Genomic DNA, 14,008 nt, shown 5'->3' with positions numbered 1-14,008 from the left:
AACATAACTCCAACTAAAATTTAATTTAAAAAAATTATGGCATTGATAAATTCATCCTATGGTAAGACTCAAAAATTCAAACCCACCTTGATATAAGCTTCACTGTCATCTGAATCCGGGTTGAGTAGCTTGAAAAAATACCCGTTCGGAGTTGCAAATCCTGAGGGCGCGATCTGTCGGTTGTCAAAAAACAATTCGCCAATTGTTTCAAAATCAAGATTATGCAAGATAAAACTGCTTCTGTTGACAATTTCCCCTTCCTCAAGAACCTTGGTTTGAATGTCCACATACCGAAATAGTAATTGGGAATTTGGTTCCAAAAAAGTCCATTTGTACCTGCTCGTCTCCATGCTGGGTGAAAAAACCATGTATTCACCCTGCTGAATGGTTGTTCCTTTTTGAAAGATCAATGGTGTTGCACTTTTAGAACCTACCCATTTGGCACTTTTCCTGTCAATTACCAATAAGGAATCCGTCACAGGAAAGCTGACCACATGGAGATTTTTGAAATCAAGGAATGTGTGGGAATAGATCCCCAGTTCGGGATCGTCATAATGCTGCCTATATATTTCCGGGTATTTGAAAGGGATAGGTTCTGCACTTCTTTTACCCAAGTCATACCTCCAAACCCAATTTTCATAGCCCATATTCGGCTCTTTCAGCACAAAAGGAACATCAGCCAAAATCAACTGCTTCTTTTCCTTATCATAGCTCATCTTATTTCCATTGACCGCACTGAAGTTGACTGCTAATCTTTCCTCAGGAACCTCAGGCAATGGATATCTTCCCAAGACTTTCCCATCAAAACCAGTGTGAACGATATGTTTTTGGTCGGAAATAAAAAATATCCCGTCCTCAGTTATCAGACTCCCCGAAACAAAGGACCCAATCCCATCAGGCCCTTCCCTGTCAAAATAAACAGTTTTTAGCAATTTTCCTGTGGTGTACTCATACTGGTATAACCTTAATCGGGAGTAGCCGAACAAATACCTTTTACCGTTTTGTTCCAAGTAGGTAAACTCATCGGGAAGACTTCTGGTGAGGGTATCCTTTTCCAGATATAAAGTATCTACGATGAAATCGGCCAGATCCCTTTCAATAAAAGTGGCTGCCTTCTTGGAATCTGTACAAGAGAACAAAAGGATTAATCCCAATAAAAATGTGCTTGTAATTTTTATGATTTTAAAATAGTAAGGTAAAATATTCATCCTTGTAAAATTAAAGCGAGACTTTAAAATTGCAAGGTTGGATAGCTGAATTTAGATCCGATCACCTGAAAAAAAAAGACCTTCAGGGTTTTTGTAACCCCGAAGGCCCAACCGACAAACTTGCCAGCATATCAGATATTTTTGTCTTTATAGGTAAGACTTAAGACTCAAGACAAGAGAAGCAATACTTTAAACAAAAGAGCAGTTTAATCTCTTGACCTATACTGCCCCATAAAGTCCCACGGCCAAACGGGTCTTACCTCTTGATTCCTGCTTCTTGGCTCTTGATTCTTGATTCTTGTCTCTATTAAAGAAATCTCCCTTCTAAGAAGAATCAAGTCTAATCTCTCGCTTCTCGACTCTTTATACTTAGTACATTGTATTTGGTACCTGGTTCAATGAATACGCTCAATCTTTCCCCAAAAACGGATACCTGTAATCCAATGGGGACACAAAGGTTTCTTTGATCGTCCTTGGAGATACCCAACGGAGCAGGTTGATCATAGAACCGGCCTTGTCATTGGTACCTGAAGCTCTGGCTCCACCAAAAGGCTGCTGACCTACAACCGCACCGGTGGGCTTGTCATTGATGTAGAAATTACCTGCTGCATTTCTCAATTTTTTGGTAGCCAACTCTATGGCATAACGGTCTGTTGAGAACACAGCACCTGTCAAGGCATAGGGAGAAGTCTGATCCACCAGCTCAAGCGCTTCCTCAAAATGGTTCTCGTGGTACACATAAATGGTCAAGACCGGACCAAAAATCTCTTCACACATGGTCGTGTACATCGGATCTTTAGTCACTATTACTGTTGGCTCGATAAAATAGCCTTTGGATTTGTCATAATTACCTCCAGCAATGATTTCAACCCCTTCTGCTTTCTTGGCATTGTCAATGTACCTGGAGATTTTATCGAATGCCTTCTCATCGATTACGGCATTGATGAAATTGGTGAAATCTTCGGTCCCGCCCATCTTCATGGAAGCAAGATCTTCCAAAAGGTATTTCTTCACATCCTCCCAAAGGTTGCTTGGGATGTAAGCTCGGGAAGCAGCTGAACATTTTTGGCCCTGGTATTCGAAAGCTCCTCTCGAAAGTCCAACGGCTACAGCTTTAGGATTGGCCGACTTGTGGGCAATTACAAAGTCCTTGCCTCCTGTTTCCCCTACAATTCTTGGATAGGACTTGTACTTGTAAATATTTTCTCCAATAGTTTTCCAAATATGTTGGAACACCCCCGTGGACCCTGTGAAATGGATTCCGGCAAAATCAGGATGATTGAAAATGATATTTCCTGCAGTTGGTCCATCTACATAGACCAAGTTGATCACGCCATCCGGCACCCCGGCTTCTTTAAATATCTCCATCAGGACATTCGCAGAATAGATTTGGGTGTAGGCGGGCTTCCATACTACCGTGTTGCCCATCATCGCAGCAGAAGTAGGCAAGTTACCGGCTATGGCTGTAAAATTGAAGGGTGTCAAAGCAAAAACAAAACCTTCCAAAGGTCTTTGTTCGACCCTGTTCCAGACACCATTACCTGATACAGGTGGCTGCTGCTGGTAAATTTCTGTCATGTACTTCACATTGAAGCGAAGGAAATCTATGATTTCACAGGCAGAATCAATCTCGGCCTGAAAAGCATTTTTTGACTGCCCCAGCATGGTGGCGGCATTTAATTTCGCCCTGTACGGACCGGCAATCAGGTCAGCAGCTTTCAGGAAAATGGCAGCCCTTTGTTCCCACTCCATATTTTCCCAGGCATGCTTGGCTCCTAATGCGGCATTGATGGCCTGCTCGACATGGGAGGCGTCTCCCTCATGAAAATAGCCAAGGATATGTTGGTGGTCATGCGGAGGGGACATGGGCTTTTTATTGCCTGTCCTTACCTCTTCCGAACCGATATACATAGGCACATCTATCTGCTGTGCTCTGAGCTCTTGAATTTTGGCCTGCAACTCTTTCCTTTCCGGTGAGCCGGGCGCATAACTTTTTACGGGTTCATTGTGCGGGGTAGGCACATTGAAAAATCCTTTCAACATAAGTATTTGAGTTTATTTGGTTCTGACAAACAAATATAAGGACTATGGTTTGGAAATGCAGAGACTTGGATTGATTCCCTAACCGCCTATTTTCATAACTTGATTTTTGCTTACAATAGTCCCTCCAATTCTTTCAGATGTCTGATGGTATAAGTGGGTTGATGTTCTATCCCTTTCTGATGGGGGTCAAAATAGACATTATCAATATTGGCCCTGATAGCACCCAGAATGTCTGAATTGGGATTATCCCCTATCATGATCGTCTCTGTGTTTTTTATTCCCAACTTGTCCAGGGCATATTGGAAAATTCTCGGATCAGGCTTTTTATGCCCCGTAGTCTCCGAGGTAATGACCAGATCAAAATAAGGAGTAAGACCTGAAGCCTCCATTTTTTTGGCCTGACTTTCATTGAAACCATTGGAAATGATATGTAAGCCATAATTGGGCCGGAGATACTCCAAAATTTCAAATGTATAGGGCAATACATGTGGCTTGGAAGAAGTCCGGTGCATAAAATCCTCTTCCATAAGCTTGGGAACTAAATCGGGGTCCGCTCCGGCATTTTCAAAAACCAGCTTGAACCTTTTCTCTCTGAGGGAATCCTTGTCTATTTTACCAATATCGTATAAAGCCCAAAGTTTAAAATTGACATTATAAAAAGACTCGATAAATTTTTCTGGACTGTCAATCCCTCTGTTCACCAATTGATAAACATCATGTAACTCTGTGAGGGATTCCTGTACGTTCCTGTCATAATCCCACAAGGTATGGTCCAGGTCAAAGAAAAGGTGTTGGTAAGTTTTCAAAGGTAATTTATTTGCGATAAGGATTGTTCTCTATTTTATTTTTTGCCAATTCCCTGTTGGAATGCAATATATTGTAAACCTCTTGGTCGCGAATGAGGTTCACATCTTTTTGGATAAACTTAAAAATCTGCTGTATTATCTCCTGTGCCTCATCGAGGATATAATAAAAAATCCACTGGTCCACTCTCCTGCTGCCCACCAAACCGGCATTTTTCAGATAACCCAAATGCCGGCTTGTCTTGGTCTGGGTAAAATCCAAGATATGCTCCAGGTCTGAGATAGAAAGCTCCTTATTTTGTAACAAAAGATGTAAAATGCGGACTCTTGGCTCTTCTGACAAGGCCTTGAAGATGCGCATCCCATAACTTAAGCTTATATTTTTGAGCCTCATTTAGTAATTTTAACGAATAAAAACGGCTTGAAATTAAGCAAATCACAGCAAAATAGGCTAATATTATAGCGAAATTAGAAAGACTAATTCCAAGGGCTGAAAGCCATACCCGTGACTTATAATTCGATTGCTTTGAAATTAAGATTACCTTATATACTCCTTTTGCTTATTGCTTTTTTCCTTTTCATGGGGAAACAGGAAGTTTTTGCCCAGGATAAAGAAAGAAAAGTAATCCAACTCTCCGGAATCATCCTCAATGCAGATAGCACCGATGCTGTCCCTGGTGTAAACATCTATGTTCCGAAAAAGGGAAGGGGAACTACCTCTGGAAGGTATGGATATTTTTCTATGCCTGTCCTTGAGGGTGATTCCGTCGTATTCAGTTTTATCGGTCTCAAAAGACAGACTTTTAAAGTTCCGGATAACACCACGGGCGACATCAGCCTTATTGTGACCATGCAGTTGGATGAAATTGCCCTGTCTGAAATCGAAGTCATGCCTTTCCCTTCAGAAGAAGAGTTAAAAAGACAGTTACTGGCGATGAACTATGAAGCTCCCATGGCCATCGATACAAGAGGCAACCTAAGTCCTGAGACCTTATTGCGCTATGCGGAAGCCATGCCCGCCTCAGGTAATGAAAACTGGCGCTATTTCCAGCAAGGCAGGGTAATGCAAATCCAGGACCGATATGGCCCAAGACCATTCACCCTTCTTGACCCATTTGCCTGGTCCAGATTTATCCAATCCATTAAGCGGGGAGACCTGAAGAAAAAAGATTAACTAAAAAGAGGCTGTCTGCATTGATGAGACAGCCTCTTTTTCTTTGAAAATTTTCAGGATAATGGCTCCCAAATCAATCCAAACCCAACTTTTGAAGAATCCCTTCCTCTTTCATCACTGTTTCAATTTCCTCTACAGTCTTGGGGACAAAAGCACTCAGATTTTCATGACCAGCTTCTGTAATTAAAATATTATCCTCAATCCGGACTCCAATGCCCCACCACTTGGAATCAACAGGACTTCCTTCGGGAATATAAATTCCGGGCTCTACGGTCAGGACCATTCCGGGCTCCAATTTTCCATATCCCCCTCTATCATGAACATCCAGGCCCAAATGATGCCCAATACCATGTGGAAAGTAGGGATGCCGCTCCCCAGGCTTGACCAAACCAAGCTCAACCAAACCTTCATCTATTACTTTGCGGGATGCCGCATTAACTTTTTGAAAATCAGACCCCGGCTGACAGGCAGCAATTCCTGCTTCCAAAGCTTCCAGAACAATTTCATAAATAGCCTTTTCTTCTGGTGAAAACTTTCCTTTCACAGGCACTGTCCTTGTAATATCGCCGGAGTAGCCTCTGAATTCAGCCCCAACGTCCATCAGAATCAAACCATCCTGAAGACCGGTCCTATAATTGTCCACATAATGAAGAATGGTAGAGTTGTTCCTCGCGCCTACAATTGAACTGTAGCCCACACTTTCAGCACCCAACGCTTTGTGAACAAACTCATGCACTCCTTGTATAGCTCTTTCTGAAACTCCAGGTTGCACAGATTTGAATGCCTCTATATGTGCCTTACCCGAAATTTCCACTGCCCTCCTCAATACGACCAACTCCTCCGCGGTCTTTTTTACCCGGAGTTGATTCATCAGCTGGTCAAGGCTAGGGGAACTTGGGGCTTCTTTATTTAAACTGAAGGCTCTTAAGCTGGCAACCATCTCCTTCAAAGGAGCATTGTAAGCGCCGCCTTCTATCTCACCCAGATTGAAAGAAAGCAGAGGATGGACTTTGGACCAGTCAACTCCCGGCTTCTTCAAAAAGTCTGAATTTAGAAAAACCATTTCAAAACCCAACTTCTCTTTTACCCCTTCAATACCCAACCTTTCTCCGTCCCATTGTTCTTTCCTGGGATCTCTGGGCTGTACGTAGATAATTTCATTGACCTGTTTACCCTCCACAAGCTGTGGATTTTTAAAAATAATCAAGGCAGCATTAGGCTCCCTGAAACCTGTAAGGTAGTAAAAGTCAGAGTTGGGCCTATATTGAAATTCGGTATCATTTGACCTGTTTTTCATCGGGTTGTTGAAAAATACAGCCGCACTGTTTTCAGGCATAGTTTTTCTCAGGGCTTCCCTTCTATCTTTGTGAAAATCCGCACTTAATCCGTCTGCAAAATAAGATTGAGCATGAATAACAAGGCTTAGGGGAAGAAGAAATAAAATCAATAATAACTGAACACAATTTCTCATAGGATTTAATTTTCGACGATGAAATATACTATCTGCAGGGGAAAAACATGCACCAAACAAATAATTGTAAGTCAGGTAATGTACGGATTAACGACATTTATCCCATAAATGGCCATAGAGGCTTACCGTTTCTCTATATTTGTAAGATTTCGATTTTAAAAAGTCATGATAAAACACATCTCCATCATTTTCCTCTTATTTATTTCTCTGCCTTCTATAGCTCAAAATCCTCCTGCCAAAAAACCAAAATTGGTGGTGGGTATTGTGGTAGACCAAATGAGACAGGAATATTTTTACAAATTTGAAGAAAGATATTCCGATGGAGGCTTCAAGAGACTCATGAAAGAAGGTTTCATGATGAAAAACGCCCATTACAATTACATTCCAACCTATACTGGTCCAGGTCATGCCTCTGTGTACACAGGAACTACACCTGCAACACATGGCATCATTGCCAACAACTGGTATGTCCGCAATCTGGGAAGAATGATCTACTGTGCAGAGGACAGTACTGTGCAGGCTGTGGGAGGCTCGGAAGAAAATGGGAAAATTTCTCCACGGAACATGTATTCCACGACCATTTCAGACGAACTGAGATTCTCCAGCAATAAAAGATCTAAAGTCGTTGGAATTGCCATAAAAGACAGAGGAGCTTCTTTACCTGCAGGCCATATGGGTGATGCCTATTGGTTTGACAGCAAAACCGGGGAATTTATGACCTCAACCTATTATTACCAAGAACTTCCACAATGGGTAAAGGATTTCAACAAAAGAAATTTAGCCAAAAAATACCTTTCGGGTAAATGGGAAACGCTCTTCCCCATAGAAACTTATGTGCAAAGTATAGCAGATGACAATGATTTTGAAGGGCCGTTTATTGGTATGGAAACCACTACGTTCCCTTATGACCTTCCTTCCTTAATGGAAAACAATGACAATTTTGGATTAATTGCCTCAACCCCTTTTGGCAATTCCCTCACTTTGGACATGGCCTACGCAGCCATTGAAGGAGAAAAATTGGGGAAAAGAGGGGAAACAGACCTACTTGCCATCAGTTTTTCCTCACCTGATTATATTGGCCACCGTTTTGGACCTACCTCTGTCGAATTGGAAGATAACTACCTGAGGCTGGACCGGGAACTGGAGCAATTTTTCAATTATCTGGACAAAGAATATGGAAAAGGAGAGTATCTCATTTTTCTGACTGCCGATCATGCCGTAGCAGATATTGTGGAATATATGCTGAGCGAAAATGTACCGGCGGGCAACTTCAATTCCCGCTTTATCCTTACCCAAATGAGGGGCTTCTGTGTGTTGAATTATGGAGAGGGAAACTGGATCAGCAATTTCTCCAATGAGCAGGTTTTCATCAATCATGAGCTTGCAAAAGAAAAAGGCATCAGCATAGAAAAAATCCAAAGGGAATTGGCAGACTTTCTACTCCGTTTTGATGGCATTAAAGAGGTCTATACTGCTACGGATATGAGGAGAATGGATTACCAAACAGGTAAGAAGCACCTCTTACAAATGGGATACAACCATAAGGCTTCGGGAGACCTACTTTTAATTTTGGAACCGGCCTGGTTGACAAGCTCCTGGAGGGGAACTACCCACGGCACGGGCTATACTTACGACACCCATGTCCCCATTATTTTTATGGGCTGGCATATTCCAAAGGGAGAAAGTTCAAGATATGTAACCATCACAGATATAGCACCTACCTTATCCATGTTGCTGAATATTCGCCTTCCTAATGGCGCAACTGGTCAACCGATATTGGAAGTGCTCCAATAAAAATACCCCAAATTGAATCCTTCAATCGTATCGAAATTAAAGGATTCTTTTTTTGGTATAATATTTCAAACTTGTTTTTTGCGTAGCTTGAATTTTATGATTCGAAATTTTCAAATAACCTAGCGATGAATTTTCAGAAAATATTTTTTATTTCTATTTTTAAGCAGATGATTTACGGAAATGAAACACTCACATTCTGAAATATGGATGCATTTGGTCTTAAGCACCAAAAACCAAATTCCTATATTTGGTAATCCTGAAGCCAAATGCATAGGTGAAGCCATAGAAGAATTTGCAAGTGAGCACAGTAATAACGCTGTCAGCTTTGCCGTATTACCAGAGCATATCCATATACTTTTAAAACTACCTGAAGACATGTCACTTAATGGATTGGTATCACACCTTCAGACTTTTATCCAATCGAAAATGAGAAAAAATGAGCTGGTCAACAGTAACTTTCAATGGGAAAAAGACTATCATGCCCATTCTGTCAGTATCAATAGACTGACTACAGAAAGATCTGTTATCCAAAGACAAAACCTGAAACATAAGGAAATGAGCTTTAAAGAAGAATTGAAGTTTTTAGGCCTTTGACTTCAATTGATGCAAGGAAAAAACCTGATATCCCATCTTAAAAAAATAAGCCTTTGGAATCCAGTACCCAATTCCAAGAATCTTTACACCGTACTCCAAAGACCTACCCATAACATCTTTAAAGTTGAAATTATTCCTTCCAGCTCATCGGATAATCCGGATCGACAAAATCCAATCCTTGGGTGGTTACATATAGCGGCCGGAAGGTATCAAGCATCACTGCCAATTCATGTGTTTCCTTTGCCCCTATGGATTTCTCAACAGTTCCTGGGTGTGGTCCATGCGGAAGCCCTCCCATATGGATGGTAAATGACCCCCTATCAATTCCTTTTCTGGACATAAATTCTCCCTCAGCATAATAAAGGACCTCATCGGAATCGATATTGCTGTGGTTATAAGGCGCAGGTATGGCCAATGGATGGTAGTCAAACAACCTCGGAACAAAGGAACAAATGACAAATCCCCAGGCCTGGAAAGTCTGATGTACCGGAGGTGGCTGATGAATACGTCCTGTGATTGGTTCAAAATCATGGATGGACAAAGCATAAGGATAAAGAAAACCATCCCAACCTACGATATCCAAAGGACTGTGGCCATAAATATAAGGATGTAGCATACCTCCCTTTTTAATCTGAACGAGGTATTCTCCTTTTTCAGCCTCTGTCACCAATTCCCCTGGAGGACGGATGTCACGTTCGCAGTAAGGAGAATGCTCCAATAACTGCCCCAATTCATTTCTATACCTTTTTACAGTTTCAATAGGTCCATGGGATTCTATGATCAACAACCTCAAAGGGCCTTCCTCTTTCCACTCAAAACGGTAAATGGTAGTCCTCGGAATGACGATATAATCTCCCTGTCGCACTTCCAATTTGCCAAATTGGGAATACATTACGCCCTCACCATCATGCACATAGATCAGTTCGTCACCATCAGCATTCTTAAAATAATAATCCATCTTCCGCTGCTCAGGGGAACAAATGCCCATCATGACATCATTGTTCATCATCAGCATTTTTCTGGCGCTGAGGTAGTCTTTCCCGGTGGTGGTAACTCCAGCTGTTTTTAAATGGGTCTGTTTTAATCCATGTTCTTTGGCAGGCTCCCAATGATATGGTGTTGGTTTGCCTATCGACAATACATTATTTGGATTATGAATATGGTAGAGGTTGGAATAGATGCCGGAGAATCCCTTTGAACTCACCAACTCCTCCTTATAAAGGCTACCATCCGGTTGACGGAATTGGATATGCCTTTTCGGTGGGATATTTCCTAATCTGAAATAATAAGCCATGCTTTAATTATTTGGGTTTATATCCACAAATGTAATCAATTGTGCCTTTCTTTTGAACCAACTGGATAAATACATACAATTTAGCTCTGTTAAAGCTCTAAGATCCAACTCTCCAAAGGATTCAGATCCACCCTCACTTTAGCTTTTCCCCCAGCAACCTGGAGTATGGGCTGTTTATATCCGTAAAGTTTTTCCAAAAGCCTGAATTCACCCTCTGACAGTCCCCATATTTTCACCAGTTCGGCTGGCAATTCCAGATCGAAGCCAAAACTCTGCTGACTATCAAAATTAGTAACGATCAAAAGCCGCTGTCCATCAGACCAACGGACAAATGAGAATACTTTATCATTGTACCACTCGGTATGCAGACGGTTGTAATGATGGATTTCTTGGTACTTCCCTGCCAAAGCTGGACTGGTTTTGGCCAAATTAAGGAGCCTTTTGTAAAAGTCCCTCAATTCCTTCTCTTCGGCAGTAAGTTGCCCTCCATCAAATTTCCCCCCGTTCATCCAGCGTTGGTGGTGCGGAACCCCGACATAATCGAAAATGGAAGTTCGGGATGGCTTGCCAAAACCGGCATCCTCAGCCCCAGGTTCTCCTACTTCCTGCCCAAAGTAAATCATCATAGGCCCAGAATCTATGGTAGCTGACAGGACTGCTGCAGGCTTTGCCTTCTCTGCTTTACCTGCAAACTCAGGACTCGCGATTCTTTGTTCATCATGATTTTCCAAAAAATGCAACATGTGCTTACCGATATCTGCCAAACCTATTTGAATAGGGGCAATATGGTCAGTGGACCCTTTGCCCTGTATGATATTTTTCAGGGTATCATAAAGTTCCACTTTGTCATAGAGGTAATCCATTTTGCCTAAGTGGATATAATCCCGGTAGGCTTTTGGATTGTATATTTCTGCCAACAAGAAAGCTTCGGGGTTCTTCATCTTTATGGAAGAGTTCATGTAGGACCAAAACTCCACAGGCACCATCTCAGCCATATCATACCTGAATCCATCCACTCCCTTTCCGATCCAAAAAAGGGCTATATCTTTGAACTTTTTCCAAGAATTGGGAACATCCTTATCCTTCCAAAAATCAAAATGGGCTTGGTAACCCTTTTTATCAAAACCTTCCGGTAATTCTGGAAAATCCTTACTTCCATCCGGCCTTACACCATAATTTACTTTTACGGTTTCGTACCAATCGTAAAAATGAGGTTGTGGGTTGCGGCTACCATTTCCTGTCCATTTTGCAGGAAATTCTTCAAACTTACCATCAGAAAGGGGATGTTGCTCACCTCCTAGAGGCCTGTATCCGTCCAAGGGGGTAGGCACTTTGAAAGGCTCCCCTGGTATGTAGTAAAAATTATTGTCCCTATGGTACTCAATTGTCGCATCATCATCGGCCCCAAAATCCCTTACCCCAACCGGATTATTGAGCCCCTCATACCTTCTTGCCACATGGTTGGGGACAATATCAATGATGACTTTCAGCCCATGCCGATGGGTCCTTGCAATCAAGGCTTCGAATTCTTCCAACCTCTTTGCCGGGTTCACTGCCAGATCTGGATTGACCTGATAATAATCCTTAACCGCATACGGAGAACCAGCCCTACCTTTTACCACATCCGGATCATCATTGCTTATTCCGTATTCAGTATAATCCCGGATGACAGCATGATGGGGAACACCGGTATACCAGATATGCGTAACTCCCAAATCCCTGATCTCCTGTAGCGCCTTGTCGGAAAAATCATTGAATTTGCCTACTCCGTTTTCTTCCAAGGTACCCCAAGGTTTATTTGTGGTGTTTGTATTGCCAAAAAGTCGGGTGAAAACTTGGTAAACTACTATTTTCTGAGATGGTGACATGGTTTCTGTTGCTGTTTTTCCTACTTTTTCTTCATTGCATGCGGCTACTATGAAGATCATAGCCAATAGACAAACTGCATGAATCAAATTCTTTTTCATAAGCCTAAAATAATCAAATACTGATTAGCCAAGTAAAATCCCAGCTTGCTCTACAATTGCAGTGACTTGTTTACATATTTAACAAGCGGTAAACAAAAAGCGTACTCCTCTTGATCAGGTCAGGATACTCCTTCATATTGATAGTTTCTGCAGGTGAATGAGCCCCTGTCCCTGATGCACCCAAACCATCAATACAATCAAGGTAATCAGCCACATAAGAAATATCTCCCGCCCCCCTGGATCCAGGATCTCCGGCTTTTACTTCCCCAAAACCCATATCCATGCTGACTTTGTTAAGGATATCCACCAGGGCATGGTTACCAGAGGTTGGAGGCATGGAAGGAATCCCGTCCTCAAATTCAATCTCAGCTGCTGTACCGTGGAGATTTTGGGAAACGATCTTTCTCATCCTTTCCCTTGCTGATTCTTTTTGTGCCTCTCCCAAAAACCTCAAATCCCCTGTAACGAAAGTTTCTCTTGCTACTATGTTGGTTTTTCCCAATGCTTTCCCCTCACCACTTATCTCATCATACTCAATATCCGACCCACCAATGATCTGCCCTGGATTGAAGGTCAGGTATTGTTCTCCCGCCAATTCTTCTCTAAAAGCGTTAAGAATTCTGGCGGCCTCATAAATTGCCCCATAGCCGACAGATTCCCTAAATACACCCGAAGAATGCAACTGCCTACCTGTTGTTTTTAAAGTCCAGCCACTTGCTCCCCTACGGGCTACAGTTGCTATATTAAAACCCTGTGCCGTTTCATACCCCAACGCATAATCATGCTGCTTGGCCCTTTCTACAAAATCCAATCTGCTGACCCAGCTTGGATTTCCGGCATTCTCCTCATCACCTGTGAAATAGACAGTGATTGTTTTGTCTTCCAAAAGACCCAGTTCATGAAGTGCCTTCAACGTAGCAAAAATCATCACATTACCGCCTTTCATATCATTTACGCCTTGTCCTTTCGCTGTATTGTCATCTATCATGGTGAAAGGATAAAATGGCATATCCTTTTCAAACACTGTATCCAAGTGTCCAATAAAAAATAGTTTTTTACCGCTTTTCCCTTTTCTGGTGGCCACGAAGTGCCCCGCTCTCCTCAATGAATCAGGCAAGATTATCCATTCAGTCTGGAATCCAATTTTTGCAAATTCCCTCTCAAACACCTTACCCACTTCCCGGACTCCTTCCAGGTTAAAAGTTCCTGAATTGATATTGACAGTTTCTTCTAATAAAGCTACCGTTTCCTGATAATTCTTATCAATAGTTTCCAACAAGCGCTTTTCAGTTTTACTTAATTGTTGGGCAAACAAGCTGTGGGCAAGCAAAATGAAGAAAGCAATAAAACTATTTCTCTTGATCATAAATTCTTTTTATTTTCATTTTAAACTTTTTGAATATTTTTTTGCAATCCAATTGCTCAAGAACAATTCTTGGAAGTTTGCTTCTTTTTGGGAAAATTCCAAAAAAGATTTCACCCCAAAAACAAAAGATAATTGTTGCCTTGATTCCAAAAAGGTCCCACTTGGCCTCCAATAATTTGAAACTTGGAAGCTGTAAACCGAACATATAGTTTCTGAGTTAAACTTAATGAAAGCGTCTAATCAATGACCAAGTGCTTGTGTCCCAAAATGGCATCAATGAATCCTCAAACTTAT

At 41.8% G+C, this 14,008-nt stretch carries 11 protein-coding genes; 3 read left to right on the top strand and 8 right to left on the bottom strand.

Translation table 11 applies throughout. The features are described from left to right. Positions 1 to 68 precede the first annotated feature (68 nt). From BC751_RS07715 to BC751_RS07700, 4 genes are all read right to left on the bottom strand, one after another. Positions 69 to 1,208, bottom strand: coding sequence for a DUF4221 family protein (locus tag BC751_RS07715; RefSeq protein ID WP_165389812.1), 1,140 nt, complete (start codon positions 1,206 to 1,208; stop codon positions 69 to 71). Between the two features lie 408 nt (positions 1,209 to 1,616). Next, on the bottom strand, positions 1,617 to 3,251 hold the full coding sequence (gene pruA, locus BC751_RS07710; protein WP_130275044.1) for an L-glutamate gamma-semialdehyde dehydrogenase: 1,635 nt from the start codon (positions 3,249 to 3,251) through the stop codon (positions 1,617 to 1,619). A 110-nt stretch (positions 3,252 to 3,361) separates the two neighbouring features. Then, entirely contained in the window at positions 3,362 to 4,057 is a 696-nt protein-coding gene (locus BC751_RS07705) for a YjjG family noncanonical pyrimidine nucleotidase (protein WP_130275043.1), read from the bottom strand. Between the two features lie 7 nt (positions 4,058 to 4,064). Further along, entirely contained in the window at positions 4,065 to 4,448 is a 384-nt protein-coding gene (locus BC751_RS07700; RefSeq protein WP_130275042.1) for an ArsR/SmtB family transcription factor, read from the bottom strand. Between the two features lie 186 nt (positions 4,449 to 4,634). Between BC751_RS07700 and BC751_RS07695 the strand changes: the two genes are divergently transcribed. After that, on the top strand, positions 4,635 to 5,228 hold the full coding sequence (locus BC751_RS07695; protein ID WP_207226951.1) for a carboxypeptidase-like regulatory domain-containing protein: 594 nt from the start codon (positions 4,635 to 4,637) through the stop codon (positions 5,226 to 5,228). Positions 5,229 to 5,301: 73 nt separating this feature from the next. Here BC751_RS07695 and BC751_RS07690 read toward each other — a convergent pair whose 3' ends face one another. Then, positions 5,302 to 6,699, bottom strand: coding sequence for an aminopeptidase P N-terminal domain-containing protein (locus tag BC751_RS07690; protein ID WP_130275040.1), 1,398 nt, complete (start codon positions 6,697 to 6,699; stop codon positions 5,302 to 5,304). 165 nt (positions 6,700 to 6,864) lie between these two features. Between BC751_RS07690 and pafA the strand changes: the two genes are divergently transcribed. Beyond that, the gene (gene pafA / locus BC751_RS07685; RefSeq protein WP_130275039.1) at positions 6,865 to 8,493 is read left to right on the top strand and encodes an alkaline phosphatase PafA; all 1,629 of its coding nucleotides are present in this window, start codon (positions 6,865 to 6,867) and stop codon (positions 8,491 to 8,493) included. 180 nt (positions 8,494 to 8,673) lie between these two features. Further along, positions 8,674 to 9,087, top strand: coding sequence for a transposase (locus BC751_RS07680; protein WP_130275038.1), 414 nt, complete (start codon positions 8,674 to 8,676; stop codon positions 9,085 to 9,087). 130 nt (positions 9,088 to 9,217) lie between these two features. Here BC751_RS07680 and BC751_RS07675 read toward each other — a convergent pair whose 3' ends face one another. The 3 genes from BC751_RS07675 to BC751_RS07665 form a co-directional block, all read right to left on the bottom strand. Beyond that, positions 9,218 to 10,381 (bottom strand): homogentisate 1,2-dioxygenase, encoded by a 1,164-nt coding sequence (locus tag BC751_RS07675; protein ID WP_130275037.1) that lies wholly within the window; start codon positions 10,379 to 10,381, stop codon positions 9,218 to 9,220. An 89-nt stretch (positions 10,382 to 10,470) separates the two neighbouring features. Beyond that, positions 10,471 to 12,249, bottom strand: a complete 1,779-nt coding sequence (locus tag BC751_RS07670) for an alpha-amylase family protein (RefSeq protein WP_207226950.1) — start codon at positions 12,247 to 12,249, stop codon at positions 10,471 to 10,473. A gap of 169 nt (positions 12,250 to 12,418) precedes the next feature. Beyond that, positions 12,419 to 13,714, bottom strand: coding sequence for a M20/M25/M40 family metallo-hydrolase (locus tag BC751_RS07665; RefSeq protein WP_130275035.1), 1,296 nt, complete (start codon positions 13,712 to 13,714; stop codon positions 12,419 to 12,421). Positions 13,715 to 14,008: the final 294 nt, after the last annotated feature.

The organism is Cecembia calidifontis, assembly GCF_004216715.1.
In the GTDB taxonomy this organism is placed as follows: Bacteria; Bacteroidota; Bacteroidia; order Cytophagales; family Cyclobacteriaceae; genus Cecembia_A; species Cecembia_A calidifontis.
Note: the sequence above shows the minus strand (reverse complement) of the source record. Positions and strands in the feature narration are given on the sequence as shown.